The following is a 21,364-nucleotide window of genomic DNA, read 5'->3' as shown; positions in this document are numbered from 1 at the left end:
TTAATTTTATCTATTCGTGAAACGAAAACACTAATATAGCCGACAAAAATAAGATGATCCAGTAATTGAGATGAATTATAAAGGAATAGAAAATACCTGCTTTTTTATCATATGATTTTCCTGTATAAAAATGATTTTTACAGGAAATCCGGAATAGAATAGATTCCTAAAAAAATAACATTTAAGGATCCAGAGGTTCGGCAGGATTAATAATGAACGCTTCCGCAGTAGGTTTATATTCCAACAACAGATCGTTGATGCGCTTACCAACAATATAAGGAACATTCCCCAGTTCTTTCATGCTTCGCTTGTCCATTGCTTTTTCCACATAATCAATATGGGTTTTGCTGCTGGATACTAAAGACCATTTATCTTTTGGGAAACCATAATCTATAATTAAACGTCCGGCATTCCTCACATTAGTTGTTGTATGCCTTGCAAAAGGATCCGCAATGATTGCATATGCAGGAATACCCAGAACGTCAACCATATAACGTTTCATTTCCACGGCCTCTATAAAATGTGTTTTGAAAGGATGAACCCGTCCTCCGGAAACGATAATAAATGGTGCTAAGCCTTTCTGATAACTCCGCAATGCCTGTCTGCATCTCAACATTCCCATTGGGCTTATTTTCTGTCCGTCCACTTGCGGACCTGCTCCTAAAATCAGTAAAGATGCATAAGGATATTTAGAAAAATCAGTTTTCTTTACTTTCTCGTAAGCTTCTTTATTTTCGGTATTTATTAAAGGTTCTAACTGAGCAGCATCCCAACGTTCATTTACTTCCAGCAGGCGGATAGCAGATAAAAGGGTCTTATCAAAAGCATTCTTTTCCGTATCAGCTGCAACATCAAATCGTATATTTTTTAATAATTCAATATAATTTTTATCTTTTACATTAAAAGAGATAGAATCTATCTCCGGGTAATTAGGCTTCTTACCAGCTCCATAAATATCAATAACATTATTCATCGCTGTTAAGTCCTGTAATAAAGCTTTTTGAATATATTCTCCGGGATTTAGAGGTTCAGGTTTCAGATATTTTTGAGATGGATATAGTGTATTTTCTATAAAATTCTGAAATTTTTTATGGCTGGCGAAAAGATTCCGAAACGAATTATTCAAAACACTAATATCAGACTCTTTCCATTTTAAAGCTTCAATAATACAGTCTGCAGTAGGGCAGTCTTTGGCCGCTTCAAACCTCTTATTCCTATCATTCAGCATTGCCTGTACAAAAGAGTCTTTCTGTATTTCCTGAAGTAAAGGGGCATTATTCCGAACAGAATAAATAAAGTAAAAGTTTTTATAAATTTCCCATTCTTGCTGAGATTGAGGCTGTTTTTCCTGAGCAGAAAATGGCTGTAGGCTAATGATTGTACTCAATGCAGCAGCAATCCGGATTTTTGAAATCATAAAAATTAAACTTATGTTTCCAAATGTATGATAATTTTTTGATAAAAAAGAGCGGCAAATTTTGTTGTTATTTGAATTTCTGATCGCGCTCAACAACCTAAATTCACTGAAATAAAAAGCTATAATCAATTGATAAATAAGCAGATATACAAAGGAAAACTTAACAACCGGAGACTGAAACATGCTGTGAAAAAAAAAAGCAAAAAACAATGAACAAATAATGAAAAATATTTCATAAATCAGAAAAGGACACCTTGTTATTTTTAAATATCAAAATCTATTCAGAAAATAAATAGGGTAAAAGATCATGCATAAAAAAAATAGGGTAAAATCGGGATTTCTATTTATAATAACTATGATACCAATGGGTATTTTAAATATCTGAAAACGTCCGATATTTCTTACCTTAGAAGTCACTTTAGTAAACTTATTTTTATGGAAAAAAGAAAAATCAAAAACACCGATTTAGAAGTTGCACCTATCAATTTCGGAGGAAATGTTTTTGGATGGACATTGGATGAGAAGCAGTCTTTTGATATATTGGACCGTTTTACAGAAGCCGGATTTAATTTTGTAGATACCGCAGATACTTATTCATGGTGGGTAAACGGAAAAGGAGGCCAATCTGAAGAAATCATTGGAAAATGGATGAAAAGCCGTTCTAACCGCAATGATATTGTATTGGCTACCAAAGTAGGTTCTGAAACAAAAGAACATGGTTATGATATCAGCAAAAAACATATCCTGAAATCAATTGACGAGTCTTTACAAAGACTTCAGACGGATCATATTGATCTTTACTATACTCATTTTGATGATCATACCACCCCGGTAGAAGAAACTCTTGCTGCTTATGATGAGATTATTAAAGCCGGGAAAGTTCGTTATATCGCAGCGTCCAACCTTTCTCCTGAGCGTTTAAAATCTTCATTTGAAGCTTCCGAAAGAGATAATCTTCCGAAATATGTAGCATTGCAGCCTCATTATAACCTGATGGAAAGAGAAGGATTTGAAAAAAATTATGCTCCCTTAGTGGAACAATTTGATGTAAGTGTATTTCCTTACTGGTCGTTGGCAGCCGGATTTTTAACAGGCAAATACCGTAATGAAGAAGATCTTGCAAAAAGCACAAGAGGTGAGGGGGTAAGAAAATATCTGAACCCTAAAGGTCTTGAAGTATTAAAAGCATTGGATCAGGTAAGTGGGAAGCATCATACCCAGCAAAGTACGGTAGCTCTTGCCTGGTTATTAGCCAACCCTTTGATTACGGCACCAATTGTAAGTGCAACAAGTGCATCACAACTTGAAACATTGTTCAATGCCCCGAAACTTATACTGGATCAGGAAGATATTGATCTGCTTAATAAAGCAAGTCATTATTAATTTTCAATACTCATTGTTAGATTAAAAGACCTCTGTTCATATGAACGGAGGTCTTTTTAGTATAAGCCATTACAAAGGCGACTTCTTTCAGATACAAATATTCGTTAATACATTACTAAAACGGTAAACATATTATTGGTTGAAAATAATTTACAAAGGCCATCCTGATAATGATGTTTATCATAACACTTCATAAATTTTTCCTGATCATCAGTCGCCTGCGGAACAATAATAATATGTACCGATGCGGATTGCCCTTTTTTTTCAAATTCTTTTACTGTTGCTTTTTTTTTGATTAATGCTTCTTCGTAATTCATTTGTGGTTGTATTTGAGGTTAAACTTTATTTATAATTGCTTCTGCTATTTTAGATTCAGCGAAGGGTATTCATTCCCAAAAATACCGGGACACAGAATGTTGACATACTATTCAAAGGAGATAGAATAAACGAGTTGTTGGCGAATAGGGTCATTTCACTTCATCATCTTTTCTGTTTTGTGTTTTTTTACTTTTATAACAGGATAGCAATGTATCCTTATTTTCTCATTTTGTTCAGACTAGCGTTAAGCACCTTAAATCGTGCTCAATTATTAAGACAGAATGGAATATTCGATTTAATGAAGTGCAAAATTACTGATCATTTTTCAAAATAAAGTGAATTGTTAATGAAATTTAAAATGATGAGTTACCTCTCTTATATATGAGGGGAATTACTAAGTGCTATCTATAATAAAGTACAACAGTCTTTATTGATATCGATTTATATAGCTGTTTTACAGTCCTGTAAACACATGGAAACATAGTATATCCTGTACCACATTTTAAAACATTCAACCCTGAAAACTAAAATTAAAAATGGCACGATGTCGTAAAATTTCTACAAACACATTCTCTAATATATTTACAAACTGAGCCGGTAGATATTTCTTATTTCAGTAAACCGGATTTTTTGATATTTAAAGTTTTTTGTTTTATCCATTGAATTGAAATATCAAAAGGTTCTGTATGAATGCCGGATGAGGTATTATGTCCTAGTTTTGAAAATAGAGTATATTCAAAAGATTTACCTTGAACTTTGAATGAGTTTAACTGCTCTATGCATAACTTTACGGGAATTTGTATATCCTTCTCTCCAAAAAGCCAAAGACCTGGAATTGAAAGATTTCTGAGAGAAGTTTTAGGATCAGTTGCCGCAAATTGATACCTGTCCGGGTCATTTTTAGTATGGTTAACAGCATCTTCTTCGGTATGATTTTCCCAAAAATTTTTGTTACCATTAGTATAAAACTGAAATCGGAGCTGCTCTAAAGTGGTAATTGTAGGGCAACTAAATAAAACCATAAATTTTATTTTCGGATTTTTGCTTGCAGCAATTGGAATGATCCATCCTGCCTGACTAAATCCGACTAATCCAATGGGCGTGTTTTTATTTTTCAGATAAGTTCGAAATGTATTTACAGCTGCAATAGCATCCTGAGATAATAAATTAAGATTAATCGTGTCAATATTATTAGTTCCGACAGATGGTCCTACATAGACACCGCCAGACTCACCAACTCCGCGTTTGTCATATGTAAGTACCGCAATACCTTCTTTAGCAAGACGCTTTGCAAACTCCATTTCTCTTTTTACCGGATCAGACCCATGAACAATTACAACTGCCGCAAATGGATTTTCAGGCTTTAAAATTGAACCTGCAAGAGTGACACCCTGACTCTCAAACTTTACATCCTGAATGGTAAAGTCACTTGATTGCGAAAATAAACGTACTGGTAAAATGAGCAATACCCAAAGATATATGGTAAAAGAAAATTTGATTTTCATTTTGGATGATATAAAATTGTTTTTAATGAATTTTCCTGGTTTTAATTACAATATCTAAATGTACGCCTTGTATGAGTCATAACAATATATTATTCACAATTATTTTTTAAAAAAACAATAATCGGGATATGCCGTAGAATAAGTGTTACATATGTAACACTTTAAAAGCCCTGATTATTCAGATAAAAAGGGCCTGGAACAAGATTAGAGTTTTGGAACACCTGATCAACAATTTTTTCCCATACGAAAGAATTCGTGCGGGAGTAATATCGAATCATCGAAAAACTAAGACTATTACAATAAATAAGATTCATTGTATAACTTAATCAATCCTGATAATTAATCAGAATACTCTTTCAAAAGCTGCCTGTAACTCATAAGGATAGAGGATTTTGAAATAAATCCGATGAAATCGTTATTTTCACTGACTACGGGAAGATTCCAAACTCCTGTATCATCAAAAGTCTGAAGAATATCGAGAGGTTTATCTTCTCTGTGAAGTACAGCCGGTGGAGCTTTCATAATCTGTATGATTTTCTGGGCAGAATCAGTTTCTTTATTGAAAAGATAGGGCCTGATATCATCCAGAGTAAGAATTCCCTTTAGTTTTCGGCTGTCATCTACTACAGCAAAAATATTTTTGTCCCCGTTCTTTACCAGTTCAAAGAGTTCTGTAATGGAGGCGCTTTCATGGATAACCTGTGAATATTTGTCGATAAAATCCTCGGTTCTTAAAGCAAACAGAAGGTTTTTATCATGTTTGCTGGTGAAAATTTTTCCTTCATCAGCAAGAGACTTTAATTCCGGTGAAATAGGAGAGAACCATTTGGCAATAAGATATGACATCACAGAAACAATCATTAAAGGAATAAAGAGATCATATCCGAAACTGGATTCTGCAATCAGAAATATGGCGGTAAGAGGTGCATATAATACACCACTCATGGCTCCTGCCATTCCTACAAGAACAAGATTCGTCACAGGAACATCCGTAAAGCCTATATGCTGACATATCAGAGCAAATAAATATCCTAATGTGCCTCCGGCAAAAAGGGAAGGAGCAAAATTCCCGCCATTCCCACCACTGAAAATGGTAAAAGAAGTGGCAAATGCTTTTAAAAGCAATACTAAAACCAAAAATATAATGATCGTCCAGTCGCCGATTTCAAAATATCTGAAAAAACTATTTTCTATAATAGAATAGGTATTTCCATTGGTAAAAGCTTTTACCGTTTCATATCCTTCTCCAAATAACGGCGGAAAAAGAACACAAAGAAAAGAAAGTACAGCCCCGCCAAACATAGCTTTACGTATTCTTGAAAGTTTAAGGCCTTTGATGAAATGTTCTACTTTTTGAGAAATAATTACAAAATAACGGGCATACAAGCCTGTTACAACGCCAAGAATAAGATAATAAGGAACATTTTTATAATTAAAAGGATCTCTGGTATAAAATCTGAAAAGCACATCCTCCTGAAGCAAAATCCTTGATAATAAACTTCCACAGACAGCAGCCACAACCAGTGGAATAAAATCCGTAAAAACAACTCCTGTCAACAGAATTTCAAAAGCAAACATAATCCCTGCAATTGGAGCATTAAATGCAGAGGCAATCCCTGCAGTGGCTCCTGCAGCCAATAATAATGTACGTTCTTTATAACTAAGCCTGTATGTTTGTGCATAATTGGAGCCAATGGCTGCCCCCGTCACTGCAATCGGGCTCTCCAATCCTGCAGAGCCTCCTAACCCAACGGTAACAGCACTCTGGATGACCTGAGAATACATTTTAACTGAGGCGACGATACTCGAATTCTGGGCAATTTCATACAGAATGGCACCGATTCCTTTTCTATCCTGCCCTTTAAACAGAGTGAGAACAATCATCGTCGTCAGAACAATTCCTAAAAAAGGAAAAACAATATAGAATAATATCTGATATTCAAAATGGACTTTATTGGTAATAAAATAATGAATATTGTGGACCAGCGTTTTCAGGATAACACCAGCCAGTCCGGCTGTACAACCAACCAGAATTCCGGAAAGTACAAGAAACTGGTTTCTGCTTAATCTGTTGTTCAGCCAATGTAAAATCAGCTCATAGCTGCGCGCTTTTTCCAATCCGTATTTCTGGAAATCTCTTTTAAATTTAAGAAAACTTAAGTATTTTTTTTTGTTGTGAATTTTCACCTGGGAAGAATTTTAACCCTGCTCAATTTGATACAGAAATGTAAATTTATGAAATATCTGGGAAAAATCCCAAGCTGGTCTTGGTTCATTATTTTTTAATTTACATAACGTTTAGCCATACACTAGCAAAAATCCTTTACAGACTGGGGATAATAAAGATAAAATTCACAGAAGGATTATCCATCTGCTATCTTGATAACCAGAAAGAGCAATATCTTTATGCCCCACTATATTCCGGCCTTCTTAGATTTTCGTGAAAAAAGTAACCTTGTAGCAATAAGCCCTAAAATACCCGCAGCGGCCCAAGTTAATGTTCCTGAAGAAACTGAAAACAATGTTTTTCCGTCAATTCCCATATTTCCTTTCGAAGGCTGCAGTACATTCCCGTCATTCATTTCTGTCTGATGAGTTTTTTTCATCATCATGCGCATTCCCGCTGAAGAGGCATAACGCATGACTCCCGGAAACATTTCATATAAATTTTTTAAAACAACTGCAGACCAATCCGGATATGAGGCATCCAATGGATTTTTCGCTGTTTTTACAATAGAATCTGCCAGTTTACGGGGATCAAATGAGGGTGGAGGGGTACTGAGTGGTACTCCTGAATAATTGGCAGCGTGTTCTATTCCTGAAGATTTCTGGAATCCCGGATATAATGCACAGATATGAATATTCGGGTAGTCTGATACTTCTCCCTGAAGCGTTTCCACCATTCCCCGTATTCCAAATTTTGAGGCAGTATAAGCTGTGCCGTAAGCAGCAGGCACCCATCCTCCAATAGAAATATTATTGAGAAGAACTCCTCTTTTCTGCCGTTTGAAGACCGGAAGTACAGCGTGTGCAGCATGCATATATCCCAGCAGATTCGTTTTAACAATCTGATCGGTAACTTCCACAGGAATTTCTTCAAATTTACCAAAAGCCAAAACACCTGCATTATTCACCCAATAATCAATTTTTCCGCTGAATTCCAGAGCTTCATCAACGAGATGCCTCACTTCTTCAGCTACGGAAGTATCCGTAGGTACAGCAATCACTGTTGCGCCTAATCTTCTGCATATCTCTGCAGTTTCCTGAAGTGCTTCTTCTCCTCTTGCTGCAAGGACAAGATCTGCTCCCTGCTCTGCAAATGCTTCTGCCGTAGCCTTACCTATGCCACTCGAGGCTCCGGTAATGACAACTGTTTCTCCAAAAAACGGAGGTCTTTTACTATTTTTCATAATATGATAGTTTGAAGTGTTAGTTTGAATTTTTGACCCTAGAGCTTATCCGTTTCCTGTATTCTTTTTCGGAAAAAGAATAAGCCTGATAGAAGGATTATTGGTAATAAATAAACGAAACCAGTCTAACGCAAGCTGTATTTTACTTCTGAATCCTACCAGAGGAATAATATGGATAAAAAGCCAGGTAAGCCACGCTGTAAATCCTTTGAATGAATGTTTCGGAAGATCTACAACCGCATTATATTTGGAAATAATGGCCATACTTCCTTTATCATTATATCTGAAGGGTTCCAGTACTTTTTCATCCTCAATTCTTTTGAAATTAGCCGCAAGATTCCTGCCTTGTTGAATGGCCACCTGTGCGAGCTGAGGATGCCCCTTCGGATATTTTTCTTCAGAAAGCATAAGACAGATATCACCTAATGCATAGATATTTTCTGTACTTTCCACTTTATTGTAAGCATCTACCGATACACGTCTTCCTCTTCCTATACTTTCTTCCGGTAAACCCCGGATTTCTCTTCCTATTACTCCCGAAGTCCAGATCAGGGTTTCTGTTTCTATGGATTTTCCGTCACTTAAAATAACTTTAGAATCAACATAATCTTTTACAGAGACATTCAGAAGAGTTTTGACGCCCAGTTCTTTTAGTTTTTCATAAGCCGATTGCTGAGCAAGTCTGCTCATCGGTGAAAGCAGGGAAGGTAAGGCATCAATCAGGTAAATACTGGAAAGACTCAACTTGATTTCCGGATATTCTTTTTTAGCAATATATTTACCCATTTCCGCAAGCATTCCTGCCAGTTCAACACCGGTAGGGCCGCCACCCGCAATAACGATATTCTGCAGCTTCTCGGCTTCCTGTATATTCTTGTTTCTTGCAGCCTCCTCCAGTGTCAATAAAATATGATTTCTCAGATAAAGTGCTTCTTCAATACTCTTCATAGGTAACGCAGACTTCCGAACATTTTCCATTCCAAAAAAATTAGACTCTGTTCCAAGTGCAAGTACCAGATAATCATAATTCAGATTTCCGGTATCCGTTTCAATGGTTTTTGTTTCAGGATGTACCGTAATAAGACTTCCCATATGAAACTTTACATTGTTGTTTTCCGAAAACAACTTCCTGAAAGGATAGCTGATATTAGATGCTTCAATAAAAGAGGTAGCTACCTGATAAATCAGTGGCGGAAAAAAATGGTAATTATTTTTATCGACCAGTGTAATCTTAAATCTTTTATCGTTCCGGAGGGATTTGATAAGATTAATACCGGCAAATCCGCCTCCTACGATTAGAATATGCTTTTTCATACTAAGTGAATATTGAAATGATGCACTGTATCTCATTCAATAACAAGACCAAAGGAGATCAGTGTAAAAACATTTAACATCATAAAAAGTCTTTACATCAGTCTCGGTGTAAGCTTTTATGATATATTTTATCTGTCGCTGCACGATTTTTGCAGCTTGTCCAGCAACCCTAAAATAGATCTGATTTTTAACAATCGAAACCGGAACTTCAAAATTTCTTCAGAATTTAGTTATAGATTTATGCCATGAAAATTTTAATCGTTGAAGACGAAGCAGAGCTTGCCAAAAGCATTTCCGAATATTTGTCTGAGGAAAGCTATCTTTGTGAGACAGCAGGTACTTTTAGTGAAGCTATGGACAAAATAGAAACCTTTCACTACGATTGTATATTACTGGATATTATGCTTCCGGATGGCAATGGTCTCAGAATTCTGGAAAAATTAAAGGGACTTCAGAAACAGGACGGAGTCATTATTATTTCTGCTAAAAATGCACTGGATGATAAAATTGAAGGTCTTAAACTGGGCGCAGACGACTACCTTACGAAACCTTTTCATCTTTCTGAACTGATGGCAAGGGTATATTCCATTATCCGCCGGAAACAATTCAGCAGCTCTAATGTGGTTAGCCAGAATGAGCTCCAGATCGATCTCCTGGCCAAAACAGTCGCGGTAAACAATGAAACGATTTCATTGACCAAGAAGGAATTTGACCTTCTGATTTATTTTATCGGAAACAAAAATAAGGTCATTTCTAAGAGCACACTGGCAGAGCATCTTTCCGGAGATTTTGCAGATATGCTGGATAACCATGATTTCGTATATGCCCACGTCAAAAACATGAAGAAAAAGCTCTATGATGCCGGATGCGGCCATTATCTCAAAACAGTTTACGGAACGGGATATAAATGGGAAGCGTAAATAAAATAAGTAGTAAATTGTCATGATTACAAAATAGACAGGCTTACATACAATCCGGATCTCTAAATAATGATAACACCTAACTGATTGCTACTTTGAAACCTCTGCTAAGTAAAACCACAAAACCTTTTCTCATCTACGTACTCATTGTACTGATGATCAGTATTCCTGTCTATTATTTTGTAGTGGATACCATCTGGAAAAATGAGCTCGATGAGCATAATCAGATTATTGTAGAGAAAACGGCTTATGAGTTCAGCCAATTAAAATTTTCTGATGAGCAACTGGAGAACAGTCTTGAATTATGGAATCATATTCAGCCTGAAACCAATATTGAAAAAATAACACCCAGCCAGGTCAGAAGAGATACGGTATATACCAATGAGAAACATCTTCCGTTCATATCCGATAAAAAGAAAGAACGCTACCGTTGTCTGGAGAAAGTAGTTTATATTCATAATAAACCCTATCTTTTTACAGTTCAGACCAATATAGAAGAATCTCACGAAACCATTGCAGTAATTGCAATGATTACTATATTTTTCTTTGTAATGATTGTTCTCGGGCTTTTATATCTCAACAGAAGGCTTTCTGTCTCAATCTGGAAACCGTTTCGGGAGACGCTGGATCAACTCAGAACATTTAACCTTAACAGCCAGAACAAGATTGAGTTTTCAGCTTCTGATACAACAGAATTTGAAGAGCTCAATCAATCTCTTTATAAACTTATAGAACGGAATATTTCCGTGTATAAAACCCAAAAAGAATTTACTGAAAATGCTTCCCATGAACTGCAGACTCCTCTTGCCATTATTAAAAACAAACTGGATCTTCTGCTTCAGGATCAAAACCTTACTGAAAAACAATACAGAATCGCTGAAGAAATAAACAGAGCGCTTACCCGAAGCTCGCGAATCAATAAAAACCTTTTGCTACTGGCAAAAATAGATAATCATCAGTTTGACAGTTCTGAAATTATTTCGTTTGACCAATTGCTCCGCCAAAGTATGGAAATTCTTGAGGAACATGCTGAGCAAAAAAATATTGTCGTACAGGAACAGATTTCTTCCGGCATCAACGTAAACGGAAACAGCAGCCTGACAGAAATTTTGATCAATAACCTCATCATTAACGCAATTCGCCATACTTCTCCGGGAGGTTCTATTGCTGTACAACTTACAGATCATATCTTTAAAATCTCTAATTCGGGAACGGAAAAACTGAATCCGGATTTATTATTTAAAAGGTTTTCAAAACTTTCCGCTGATCATAACGGAAGCGGGCTCGGTCTTTCTATTATCCAGGAAATCTGCAAATTTCATCACTGGACCGTAGATTATAGATTTGAGAATCATCATCATATTTTTTCTGTGAAGTTAAAGTTATCTTAAAAAACTCCGGAATTTCCGGAATTCAAAATTTCTTCTAAATCGGATTGCATCTTTGTATAGAAAATATACTGAAGTATAAAATTTATTTAGAAATGATTTTAAATGTTGCCCTTTTATTCGCAGGAACGATACTTGCCTTCTGGATCAGTGCTATTTGTGGTGGTGGTGCAAGTCTTATCCTGATTCCCATACTGAATATGATGCTTCCTGCATCCCTTGTCCCTTTTTCTCTGACAATCGGAACCTTTACCAGTTCTGCATCCAGAATTGCCGTATTTAAAAAACATATCAACTGGAAAATATTTCTATGGTTTGTTCCTTTCTCTATTCCGGCAGTATTATTGGGAGCTTATCTGATTAAATACGTAAACCCCAATTATCTTCAGCTCATCGTGGCTTTCTTCCTGATTGCCAATCTGCCACAGCTTTTTGTTTCAAAAAATAAAAAAAAGGAAACAGAAAAACCATATCCTCAGTCCGCATTAGCTTTAATTGGCTTCTCTGCCGGCTTTATCTCCGGAATTACAGGAGCTGTAGGACTTCTTTTTAACCGGTTTTATTTAAAATTCGGGCTTAAAAAAGAAGAAATCGTAGCTACCCGTGCTGCAAACGAAGTATTTCTCCATCTGATCAAACTTATCATTTATATTTCACTCGGGCTATATTCTAATACAGCTTTATGGTTAGGAATTGCAATTGCAGCAGCAGCAATAGTTTCTTCCTATACCGTAAAATATATTCTGCCTCATCTCAGCGAAAATCTGTTTAAAAAAATAGGATACGGAGCAATGGTAATCTCAGGAATTACTTTATTAGCAAGTACATCCGGCAAGATCGCCCAACAGGATCAGATTGTCATCAATCACTCATCTACAGCACATAAAAAGGTATATACCATGTCCTGGAGAAACACCCGAATGGCACTGGAATATAAAGCCAATGAAGGAGTAGAAATTGAAAAGACTGTACAACCGGAAGATTTGCCTCATCAGCTTAAAGAAAGATATCAAAGTCTTATGGAACATTATGATGATGTTCAGGTAGAAAAAGTATATGCTTTAGGAAAAAAGACAACTCATGAGTTCTATTGTTATAAAAACAATGTACTTACCAAATTTAAAGCATAGCCAAAAATGGCAATGAGAACAGTAAAGAAAGTAGCTTTTCTTGCTTTTTATGACTTCCATGATCAGAACTGTACTCTTAAACGAACTACTCACTTATAGACTATACAATGAATAAAACAAAACTGCTTCTTTTTCCGCCTCTGATTATTTCTTCAATGGCTGCTGCACAAACCTCTTCAGTAACCGTTTCCGGCAAGGTGACACATAAGGATAAAACTCCGTTACCTTATGCCAGTATTATTCTGAAAAAAGAAAAAGACAGCAGCTTTACTGCCGGAACCATTAGCAACGAAGAGGGTAGATTTTCTCTTTCCGCCATCAAACCGGACCAGTATTTCATGGAAACCTCAGTTACCGGATATAGAACACAAAAACAACAGATTTTCATCGGAAGCCTTTCTGAATTTCTGGAAATACCCAATATTGAAATGATTCCGGTAGAAACTACCGAAACAAAAATAGAAGGAATCACCCTTACCGCATCCAGAAAGAACGAAATAGACAATAAACTTGATAAAAAAACATATTCTGTAGCAGACAACATCAGCCAGAGTGGCGGATCCGTTTTGCAGACCATGCAGAATTTGCCCGGCGTCACCTTACAGGACAATAAAGTACAACTCAGGGGGAGTGATAAAATAACCATTCTTATTGATGGCAGACAAACTGCACTTACGGGCTTCGGAAGCCAGACAGGACTTGACAATATACCTTCTTCTGCCATTGATAAAATTGAAATTATCAATAATCCGTCCTCCAAGTACGATGCCAACGGAAACGCCGGGATTATCAATATTATCATGAAAAAAAATAAACAGAACGGATGGAACGGTAAAGCAGGATTTACGACAGGTCTGGGCTCTCTTTGGGTGCGAAAAGAAAATCTTCCCGGAATCAGACCACAGTATACACTGACTCCTAAAATAAATCCTTCGCTTTCTCTTAATTACCGGAAAAATAAAATCAATATTTTTTTACAGGCAGATAACCTATATACCCAAACCCTTAATAAAAATGAATTTGTAACCCGTACTTATGACGACGGAACGATCATTAATTCCCAGCTTAAAAGAAACAGAAATACAAATTTCCTTACCACAAAAGCCGGAATAGACTGGAATATTGATTCTCAGAATACTTTAACTATTTCCGGAATGTATGGAAGTGAAAAAATTATAGACCGCGGCGATCAGCCTTTTTTTAATGGGGATTTATCTCAGCGGCTCCGGTTGTGGCAGTTTCTGGAAGATGAACTCAAAACCACCGTAATGGGAACAGCCTCTTATCAGCATAAATTTAAAGAAGCCGGACATTTACTGAATCTGGGATTTAATTACACTTTTCACAGAGAGGATGAAAAATACTTTTATGATAATTATTTACCGGTTTCTACAGGAACAGATGCCTTTAAATTATTATCAGATGAACAGGTTTATGATTTTAATGTAGATTATATCAAGCCTTTAAAATATGGCAGAATCGAAACAGGAATTAAACTGAGAAACAGAAGTATTCCTACCCATATGAACTTCATTCCGGGAGCTCATTCTGTTTTGGATGTTTCTGCCGGCGGAAAAGCAGATTATAAGGAATTTATTCCCGCGGTTTACGGAAATTATACCTTTGAGAATGAAAAATGGGAAGCAGAACTTGGGCTCAGGCTAGAATATGTCAGGATTCAGTATGATGTAAATCCTAACCACCCCACGTATAAAAGTGACGGATATAATTATACCCAGCCGTTTCCGAACTTCAGACTGGCCTATAAACTTAATGATCACAGTAAATTCTCTGTATTCTACAACAGAAGGGTAGACCGTCCTAATGAAGTGGATATCAGAATTTTTCCCAAATATGATGATGCTGAAATTATTAAAGTAGGAAATCCTGCATTACGACCGCAGTTTACCAATTCCATTGAGATGGGATACAAATACAACTGGGATAATGGCTATCTGTATTCTGCACTATACCATCGTTTTGCAAACGGTACGATCACCAGAATATCAAGTACTGTTCCGGGGAGCACCCTTATTTATGCCATATTCCAAAATGCGGGAAGAAGCTATAATACAGGTATGGAAGCTATCTGGAACCAGAAAATTTCCGATGTTTATTCCTTTAATATGAACGGAAATATTTACCGCAACCAGATTGATGCATTTTCAGTGCAGAATCTTTATCCTGTTCCCAATACTTTTTCTGCCGGACAACAATCTGCTATTTCGGGAAATCTTAAAATGAATAATACTTTTCATTTCCCAAAAGGGCTGAATGCTCAGTTTACCATTGTTTATATGGCTCCGGATATTATTCCTCAGGGAAAAATAAAATCAAGGTTTTCAATGGATGTAGGATTTAAAAAAGCTATTCAGAAAGGAAAAGGAGAGTTGTTTTTAAATGCTTCCGACCTGCTGAATACGATGGTTATTAAGAAATCTGTTCAGGGAATGGGCTTCGCTTATACCAGTAATGATTATTATGAAACTCAGGTCGTCAGATTGGGATACACTTATAAATTTTAATATAGAATACGTGCTTCAGGATGAAAAAACACCGTCAAAAATTGCTGATCTATTTTATTGTTTTAATTTCAGCTTTCAGTACAATCAATGCTCAAAACAATAACGACACCATTACAGTTCAGGAGACGAAACAGGATAGTACAACAAGTACTCCAAAAGTCCGACTGAATTATAAAAGTCTGATTATTCCGGCAGCCTTTATTACTTATGGAGTAACAGGGCTGATGGTTAAGGACCTAAGACAGCTTAATATCTCTACGAGAACTGAAATTAATGAACATCAGCCGACTCGTATAAAACTTGATGACTATACCCAATATGCTCCGGGGCTTATAGTCTATGGATTGAATCTGGCAGGTGTAAAAGGAAAACACAATGTAAGAGACAGAACGATTATTTATGCCTCCTCACAATTGATTGCCGCAGCTTTTACACTTCCTTTAAAATATATGGTTAAAGAAGAAAGACCGGATCGGTCTAATACGATGTCTTTTCCTTCGGGGCATGCTGCTACGGCATTTTCAAACGCTCAGTTTATGTTCAGGGAGTATAAAGACACCAATTTATTATTAAGTCTTTCGGGATATCCTTTTGCTATTTTTACGGGGATATACCGGATGCTGAATGATAAGCACTGGCTGGGAGATGTCATTGCCGGAACCGGTTTTGGTATTCTCTCTACAGAACTTGCGTATTGGTTATATCCCAGAATTGACAATGTGCTGCGTGGAAAAAATAAAAACAAAAAAGCATTCTCATCAACCATGATTATGCCATTTTATCAGAATAATGCCATAGGAATAGGATTTGTAAAAAACTTTTAAAAAGATATGATCATCATATCAAAATGCACGAATAAAATATTCGTGCATTTTAGTTAAAAACATTATAAATTATCCTTATAAAAAGGGATCAATTTGTCCAGTGCAATTTTTACCGGTTCTGGTTTGTCATACAGATCATAATGTGACCATCCTTCTGCTACGACCAATTCTTTTTTTTCTGATCTTGCTCTTCGGATTATTTCCAGTCCGTCTCTGTAAGCTCCAAAACCTCCGGGTTGATCTCCGATTACGACCATTAATGGCTGAGTTAACAATACTTCTGCCAGATAAAAAGCATCCCAACCCACTGCTGCATCACTTCTGGAATACAGATAACTGGTTGCCCCGTTTGGTTTTTCTCCTCTTGAAGTTTTATAGTAGTCTGTAGCTTCCAGTACATCAATATCCTTAATTCCTGCCGCATGTACTGCTTCCACAGAAGGAGGTAAAAAATGATCGGTGCGTGGAGCAGCCCCCCTTGCTTCTGCGGTACGTTGTTCTGCAATTTTTTCCAGGGTGTCAACCGGATTCCAGTTTCCGAATGCTTCTCTCCAAAGTCTTCCGTAATTAGCTCCTGTAACACTTCCTACAGCTTTGATACGACGCTCAGTCATTGCAGCATTAATGGCATAACCACCGCCACCGCAGATTCCCAATACTCCGATACGCTTCTCATCAACATAAGGTAAGGTAACCAGATAATCGCATGCACAACGGAAATCTTCTACTCTCAACGTAGGGTTTTCAATGAAACGGGGCTCTCCGCCGCTCGCTCCCTGAAAAGAAGCATCAAACGCAAGGACGACAAATCCTGCATCGGCCAAGGCCTTTCCGTAAATATTTCCTGAAGTCTGTTCCTTACAGCTTCCAATAGGGTGCGCACTGATAATAGTGGCATACTTTTTATTTTCATCAAAATCAGACGGAAAATAAATGTCTGCCGCTACATCCCAATAAAGATTTTTAAATTTAACTGACTGAATCATACTATTTATTTTAGTGATTAATACTGTACTTATTTTATGATACAAATGTACAGTCATCAGCTTTCAGAACAGGTAGACATTTTACCTGAAAACGGATACATTTTACTGATCAGAGAAACTTCAGATTTCCAGAGGTTCGTGATTGATTTTAAAATGACAGTTTTACAGACATCGATTATGAATTTTTCAAGAACATTAAAAAAATTATTAATATAGATCATTGTTCATTATAATATTTTATTCAGACGACTTTTGCTTTACGGACAATCTTCGCCAGCAGAGCAGGGAAGAATCTTTTCAGATAAGCCCCCAATACTTCTTTACCACCAATCGCTTTTTGATTTTTCTTTTTTTCAATGGCATTCAGCATTTTCTTTGCGAAAATATCCACAGGCATTCCTTTCATGGTCGCATCATCCATCGTTCCCTGTGCAGAGCCGTCTCCAGTTACCGCATGAACGGATATCTCGGTTTGTATAAATCCCGGGCAGATAATTGTTATCGAAATATTTTCAGTATATAATTCAGCACGAAACGCATCAAAAAAACCATGAAGAGCGTGTTTTGCCGCCGCATATCCACTGCGCATCGGTGCTCCGAATATTCCCATAAGACTTGAAACAACGGCAATCTGGCCGCCTCCGTTCTTAATCATATAAGGAACAACAGCTTTAGTGAGTGCAACAGTTCCGATATAATCCACTTCGATAAGACGTTTATCCACCTCGATATCGGTTTTCATTGCCAGAGAACGTTGGGAAAGTCCTGCATTATTAATCAGAATATCAATCTTTCCAAACTTACTGACAGCTATGGCGGCTGTTTCGGGCAGCTCTTTATAATAAACAAGATCTAAAGGAATTACTGCATATCGCTCAGTTGTAAGCCCGGCATTTTCTGCAACGGTATAAAGCTGGCTTTCTTTTCTTGATGAGAGAATTACTTTTGCCGTACTGTTCTTCGCCAGTTCCCTAACCAATGCTTCACCGATTCCTGAGGATGCTCCTGTAATCCAGATGACTTTATCATTAAAATACTCATTCATAAATCTCCTGATTTGTATATCTGTTTATTTCAGTCCTGCAATATATTTTCCGGCTTTCATTCCTGAAAAAATACATCCGCCTAAAAATGTTCCCTCCAATGCACGGTATCCGTGCATTCCGCCACCTCCGAAACCGGCAGCTTCACCGGCAGCATACAGTCCTTCGATGATACTATCGTCATCTCTTAATACCTGTCCGTTCAGATTCGTTTTAATACCTCCCAATGTTTTTCGGGTAAGAATATTAAGACGTACCGCAATCAGAGGACCATTTTTCGGATCAAGGATCTTATGCAGTGAGGCCACACGTCCCAATTTATCGCCTAAATAGTTTCGGGTATTCCGTATATAATTCACCTGTGTATCTTTTGAGAATTTGTTGTCCAGTTCTCGGTCTCGGTCTTCAATCTGAGCTTTTATTTTTTCATAATGTAAAAGATGATCTCCTGTCAGCTGATTCATTTTGTTCACCAGATCTTCCAGATTATCGGATACTATAAAATCGTTTCCGTGTTCTTTAAAAGCTTCTACAGGTCCGGGGGCTTTTTTACCAAAAATTCTTTTCAGAAAAAGAGCATAATCTTTATTGGTAATATCAGGGTTTTGTTCCGAACCGGAAAGAGCAAATTCTTTTTTAATAATTTTCTGTGTCAGGATAAACCAGGAATAGGAGTATCCGGTTTCTTGTATATACTGTAAGGTTCCCAATGTATCAAATCCGGGAAGAAAAGGAGCGGGGAGGCGTTTTCCTTTTGCATCAAACCATAAGGAAGAAGGGCCGGGTAAAATCCGGATTCCGTGGTTGGTCCAGATTGGGTTCCAGTTTTGTAATCCTTCCGTATAATGCCACATTCTGTCCCGGTTAATAATATGGGCTCCTGCCTCTTCTGAAATACCAATCATTTTTCCATCTACATAATCAGGTACTCCACATACCATATTTTCAGGAGCTTTCCCTAATCTTTCCGGCCAGTTTTTTCTTACCAGTTCATGATTCGCACCTATACCTCCGGAGGTGATAATAATATGAGGGGCAGAATATTCAAACGAGGATATTACAGTTCTGTTGGTAGCAACTCCTCTTTCCTTATCATCATTTTCAAGGATATCTCCTGTAACTCCCTTTATTTTTCCGTTTTCAAGTATCAGCTGTGTTACTCTGTGTCTAAATTTCATCTGTAATAGTCCTTTTTCTCTGGCCTGATAAGCTTTTTCCACAAAAGGCTTTACAACTCCCGTACCTGTTCCCCAGCTGACATGAAATCGGGGGACTGAATTTCCGTGTCCTGCAGCAGAGCCATCACCGCGTTCTGCCCAGCCTACCATAAACATCAGCCTGATTCCCAATCCGGAAATGTATTCATACTTTTCACCTGCTGCAAATTTTAGATAAGCTTCCGCCCACTGACGGGGCCAGTAATCTTCTTTACGGTCAAATCCGGCAGTTCCTTTCCAGTCCTGTAAAGCAAGCTCATAGGAATCTTTTATCCCCATTCTTCGTTGTTGGGGTGAATCGATAAGAAACAGCCCGCCAAATGACCAGAAAGCCTGTCCTCCGATATTCTGTTCGGTTTCCTGATCCAGTAAGAGTACTTTTTTTCCGGCATTGGTGATTTCCATTGCAGCAGTAAGCCCTGCAAGCCCGGTTCCTATAATAATCGCGTCAGGTTGGAATTTTTCGTCCATTTGTAAGAATATTTATTGAACAATACGTTACATAAAAGTATAAAATATTTATAGTCCAATGAATAAAAGGCTTAAAATATTAAGATAAAACAGATGATCATTCCAAGAAATCTTATTGATATCTTTGTTTTACCTGCGGGAATTAAAAATAATGAAATGAAAGAAGTACAAAAATATAAAGCATTTGCCATTGCAAAAGACGGAACAAAAACGCTTATAGAGGCTGATTCTATTATTATAGAGCTGGAAGACGAAATTGAAATTTCTCTGCTTCCTCCTCATCCGGCTTTTCAGGGAAAGCTGACCTTAGCTGCAGGATCTGCAATTGTAGGAAGAGAAGAGGAGAGAGCTACAGCCGTTCAGCTCATCATAGAACCCGGTGCCTCAAATCTCATCCACATAAGCCCTAAAAGGATAAATAGTTAAAAATATTCACCATATAACATTTTTAACTTTCAACTTTATGTTTCCATCTTTTATCTTTGTGAAAAATAGAAGTATGAAGTATTTGTTAATCATTGCTTGTTTCGTCTGCTCTGTATTCAGTCAGGCACAGCAAAAACAGGATCCATGGAAAGAAAGCCAACTGATGGATCCTGCACTACTGGCATCCAGAATTGTAAAGAAGAAAACAAAAGATCTGGTGATTCTTTCCGTAGGACCGGAAGCTATTATTAAAGGTTCTGTAGATATCGGGCCCACTCATGAGCCTGAGAATCTGGAAAAACTAAGAAATTATCTCAAAGATATTCCTAAAGACAGGGAAATCGTTATTTATTGCGGATGCTGTCCTTTTGTGAAATGTCCGAATATCCGTCCTGCATTTAATCTCCTGATGGAACTGGGCTTTAAGAATGCTAAACTTTTAAATCTTCCCAAAAATATCAAAACAGACTGGCTAGATAAAGATTACCCTACAAATGATTAATATGAAAACCCGCTTTACAGTATTATTTTTAATTATCTTTTCAAGTTTTGTGTTTTCTCAGGGCAAGATAGAGATCGGAAAAAAAATTCCTGAAATCACCATGTTAAAAGCAGACGGAACCCCATTTTCGTCTTCTTCTCTCAAAGGAAAACTGGTTCTTATTGATTTCTGGGCAACCTGGTGTTCCCCTTGTGTCGAAGAACAGCCTGAGCTAAAAAACCTGTATGAGGCTTATTCTGAACAGGTAAAAAACAATGCATTTGAAATTCTTGGTGTTTCTTTGGACAGAAATAAAGAAAGCTGGCAAAAAGCAATAGACCGGTTTGCGATCAGCTGGATACAGATCAGCGATTTAAAATTCTGGAAAAGTCCTGTAGCAAAAGCTTATGAAGTGGATGAGCTGCCTTTTAATGTCATTATTGACGGACAGGGGACTATTATTGCTAAAAACCTCCACGGTACGGATCTCCGGGAGTTTTTAAAGAAAAATCTAAAATAATACTCCTTACAGATGTGTAAATAATATAAAGAGTGGTAACGAATGTACCACTCTTTTATTTTCCAAATATCTCTTTAAAAAGTATT

At 37.1% G+C, this 21,364-nt stretch carries 18 protein-coding genes; 9 read left to right on the top strand and 9 right to left on the bottom strand.

What is annotated here, in order from left to right; translation table 11 throughout:
* Nucleotides 1–181: 181 nt before the first annotated feature.
* Nucleotides 182–1,417, bottom strand: a complete 1,236-nt coding sequence (locus JO178_RS13520) for a YdcF family protein (protein WP_291936691.1) — start codon at nucleotides 1,415–1,417, stop codon at nucleotides 182–184.
* A 435-nt stretch (nucleotides 1,418–1,852) separates the two neighbouring features.
* Here JO178_RS13520 and JO178_RS13515 point away from each other — a divergent pair, with 435 nt between their 5' ends.
* Nucleotides 1,853–2,800 (top strand): aldo/keto reductase, encoded by a 948-nt coding sequence (locus JO178_RS13515; RefSeq protein ID WP_291936689.1) that lies wholly within the window; start codon nucleotides 1,853–1,855, stop codon nucleotides 2,798–2,800.
* A 104-nt stretch (nucleotides 2,801–2,904) separates the two neighbouring features.
* Here JO178_RS13515 and JO178_RS13510 read toward each other — a convergent pair whose 3' ends face one another.
* The 5 genes from JO178_RS13510 to JO178_RS13490 all read right to left on the bottom strand — a co-directional run bounded on the left by JO178_RS13510 (nucleotide 2,905) and on the right by JO178_RS13490 (nucleotide 9,347).
* Nucleotides 2,905–3,117, bottom strand: a complete 213-nt coding sequence (locus JO178_RS13510) for a hypothetical protein (protein ID WP_291936686.1) — start codon at nucleotides 3,115–3,117, stop codon at nucleotides 2,905–2,907.
* Nucleotides 3,118–3,726: 609 nt separating this feature from the next.
* Complete coding sequence (locus JO178_RS13505) at nucleotides 3,727–4,623, bottom strand: alpha/beta hydrolase (RefSeq protein ID WP_291936683.1); 897 nt, start codon at nucleotides 4,621–4,623, stop codon at nucleotides 3,727–3,729.
* Between the two features lie 339 nt (nucleotides 4,624–4,962).
* Nucleotides 4,963–6,810 carry a chloride channel protein gene (locus JO178_RS13500; RefSeq protein ID WP_291936680.1) on the bottom strand — a complete coding sequence of 616 codons (1,848 nt, stop codon included), beginning with the start codon at nucleotides 6,808–6,810 and terminating at the stop codon, nucleotides 4,963–4,965.
* A gap of 227 nt (nucleotides 6,811–7,037) precedes the next feature.
* Nucleotides 7,038–8,033: an SDR family oxidoreductase gene (locus JO178_RS13495; protein WP_291936676.1), complete on the bottom strand. Its 996-nt coding sequence runs from the start codon at nucleotides 8,031–8,033 to the stop codon at nucleotides 7,038–7,040.
* Nucleotides 8,034–8,078: 45 nt separating this feature from the next.
* Nucleotides 8,079–9,347, bottom strand: a complete 1,269-nt coding sequence (locus JO178_RS13490; RefSeq protein ID WP_291936673.1) for an NAD(P)/FAD-dependent oxidoreductase — start codon at nucleotides 9,345–9,347, stop codon at nucleotides 8,079–8,081.
* A gap of 245 nt (nucleotides 9,348–9,592) precedes the next feature.
* Here JO178_RS13490 and JO178_RS13485 point away from each other — a divergent pair, with 245 nt between their 5' ends.
* From JO178_RS13485 to JO178_RS13465, 5 genes are all read left to right on the top strand, one after another.
* On the top strand, nucleotides 9,593–10,267 hold the full coding sequence (locus JO178_RS13485; protein ID WP_291936670.1) for a response regulator transcription factor: 675 nt from the start codon (nucleotides 9,593–9,595) through the stop codon (nucleotides 10,265–10,267).
* Between the two features lie 95 nt (nucleotides 10,268–10,362).
* Nucleotides 10,363–11,658, top strand: coding sequence for a HAMP domain-containing sensor histidine kinase (locus JO178_RS13480; protein ID WP_291936668.1), 1,296 nt, complete (start codon nucleotides 10,363–10,365; stop codon nucleotides 11,656–11,658).
* Between the two features lie 92 nt (nucleotides 11,659–11,750).
* Nucleotides 11,751–12,785 (top strand): sulfite exporter TauE/SafE family protein, encoded by a 1,035-nt coding sequence (locus tag JO178_RS13475; protein WP_291936666.1) that lies wholly within the window; start codon nucleotides 11,751–11,753, stop codon nucleotides 12,783–12,785.
* Between the two features lie 107 nt (nucleotides 12,786–12,892).
* Entirely contained in the window at nucleotides 12,893–15,310 is a 2,418-nt protein-coding gene (locus tag JO178_RS13470; RefSeq protein WP_291936665.1) for a TonB-dependent receptor, read from the top strand.
* A gap of 20 nt (nucleotides 15,311–15,330) precedes the next feature.
* Nucleotides 15,331–16,134 carry a phosphatase PAP2 family protein gene (locus JO178_RS13465; protein ID WP_291936662.1) on the top strand — a complete coding sequence of 268 codons (804 nt, stop codon included), beginning with the start codon at nucleotides 15,331–15,333 and terminating at the stop codon, nucleotides 16,132–16,134.
* 62 nt (nucleotides 16,135–16,196) lie between these two features.
* Here JO178_RS13465 and JO178_RS13460 read toward each other — a convergent pair whose 3' ends face one another.
* The 3 genes from JO178_RS13460 to JO178_RS13450 all read right to left on the bottom strand — a co-directional run bounded on the left by JO178_RS13460 (nucleotide 16,197) and on the right by JO178_RS13450 (nucleotide 19,851).
* On the bottom strand, nucleotides 16,197–17,120 hold the full coding sequence (locus JO178_RS13460; RefSeq protein WP_365866692.1) for an alpha/beta hydrolase: 924 nt from the start codon (nucleotides 17,118–17,120) through the stop codon (nucleotides 16,197–16,199).
* A 241-nt stretch (nucleotides 17,121–17,361) separates the two neighbouring features.
* Entirely contained in the window at nucleotides 17,362–18,165 is an 804-nt protein-coding gene (locus tag JO178_RS13455) for an SDR family oxidoreductase (protein WP_291936659.1), read from the bottom strand.
* Nucleotides 18,166–18,189: 24 nt separating this feature from the next.
* Nucleotides 18,190–19,851 carry an FAD-binding dehydrogenase gene (locus tag JO178_RS13450; RefSeq protein WP_291936657.1) on the bottom strand — a complete coding sequence of 554 codons (1,662 nt, stop codon included), beginning with the start codon at nucleotides 19,849–19,851 and terminating at the stop codon, nucleotides 18,190–18,192.
* Between the two features lie 93 nt (nucleotides 19,852–19,944).
* On the opposite strand from JO178_RS13450, the gene JO178_RS13445 reads away from it, so the two are divergent.
* The 3 genes from JO178_RS13445 (at nucleotide 19,945) to JO178_RS13435 (ending at nucleotide 21,278) form a co-directional block, all read left to right on the top strand.
* Nucleotides 19,945–20,277, top strand: a complete 333-nt coding sequence (locus tag JO178_RS13445) for a hypothetical protein (RefSeq protein WP_291936654.1) — start codon at nucleotides 19,945–19,947, stop codon at nucleotides 20,275–20,277.
* Between the two features lie 73 nt (nucleotides 20,278–20,350).
* Nucleotides 20,351–20,779, top strand: a complete 429-nt coding sequence (locus tag JO178_RS13440) for a rhodanese-like domain-containing protein (protein WP_291936651.1) — start codon at nucleotides 20,351–20,353, stop codon at nucleotides 20,777–20,779.
* A 1-nt stretch (nucleotide 20,780) separates the two neighbouring features.
* Nucleotides 20,781–21,278 carry a TlpA disulfide reductase family protein gene (locus tag JO178_RS13435; protein WP_291936649.1) on the top strand — a complete coding sequence of 166 codons (498 nt, stop codon included), beginning with the start codon at nucleotides 20,781–20,783 and terminating at the stop codon, nucleotides 21,276–21,278.
* Nucleotides 21,279–21,364 lie beyond the last annotated feature (86 nt).

Origin of the sequence: Chryseobacterium sp. (assembly GCF_019236175.1) — a bacterium.
Lineage (GTDB): Bacteria > Bacteroidota > Bacteroidia > Flavobacteriales > Weeksellaceae > Chryseobacterium.
Note: the sequence above shows the minus strand (reverse complement) of the source record. Positions and strands in the feature narration are given on the sequence as shown.

Coding starts and splice junctions, on each gene's coding strand:
- JO178_RS13490 (WP_291936673.1), bottom strand. CDS start 9,347: ATGAAAAAGCATATTCTAATCGTAGGAGGCGGATTTGCCGGTATTAAT.
- JO178_RS13520 (WP_291936691.1), bottom strand. CDS start 1,417: ATGATTTCAAAAATCCGGATTGCTGCTGCATTGAGTACAATCATTAGC.
- JO178_RS13465 (WP_291936662.1), top strand. CDS start 15,331: ATGAAAAAACACCGTCAAAAATTGCTGATCTATTTTATTGTTTTAATT.
- JO178_RS13440 (WP_291936651.1), top strand. CDS start 20,351: ATGAAGTATTTGTTAATCATTGCTTGTTTCGTCTGCTCTGTATTCAGT.
- JO178_RS13505 (WP_291936683.1), bottom strand. CDS start 4,623: ATGAAAATCAAATTTTCTTTTACCATATATCTTTGGGTATTGCTCATT.
- JO178_RS13485 (WP_291936670.1), top strand. CDS start 9,593: ATGAAAATTTTAATCGTTGAAGACGAAGCAGAGCTTGCCAAAAGCATT.
- JO178_RS13460 (WP_365866692.1), bottom strand. CDS start 17,120: ATGATTCAGTCAGTTAAATTTAAAAATCTTTATTGGGATGTAGCGGCA.
- JO178_RS13455 (WP_291936659.1), bottom strand. CDS start 18,165: ATGAATGAGTATTTTAATGATAAAGTCATCTGGATTACAGGAGCATCC.
- JO178_RS13470 (WP_291936665.1), top strand. CDS start 12,893: ATGAATAAAACAAAACTGCTTCTTTTTCCGCCTCTGATTATTTCTTCA.
- JO178_RS13475 (WP_291936666.1), top strand. CDS start 11,751: ATGATTTTAAATGTTGCCCTTTTATTCGCAGGAACGATACTTGCCTTC.
- JO178_RS13495 (WP_291936676.1), bottom strand. CDS start 8,033: ATGAAAAATAGTAAAAGACCTCCGTTTTTTGGAGAAACAGTTGTCATT.
- JO178_RS13515 (WP_291936689.1), top strand. CDS start 1,853: ATGGAAAAAAGAAAAATCAAAAACACCGATTTAGAAGTTGCACCTATC.
- JO178_RS13450 (WP_291936657.1), bottom strand. CDS start 19,851: ATGGACGAAAAATTCCAACCTGACGCGATTATTATAGGAACCGGGCTT.
- JO178_RS13510 (WP_291936686.1), bottom strand. CDS start 3,117: ATGAATTACGAAGAAGCATTAATCAAAAAAAAAGCAACAGTAAAAGAA.
- JO178_RS13445 (WP_291936654.1), top strand. CDS start 19,945: ATGATCATTCCAAGAAATCTTATTGATATCTTTGTTTTACCTGCGGGA.
- JO178_RS13435 (WP_291936649.1), top strand. CDS start 20,781: ATGAAAACCCGCTTTACAGTATTATTTTTAATTATCTTTTCAAGTTTT.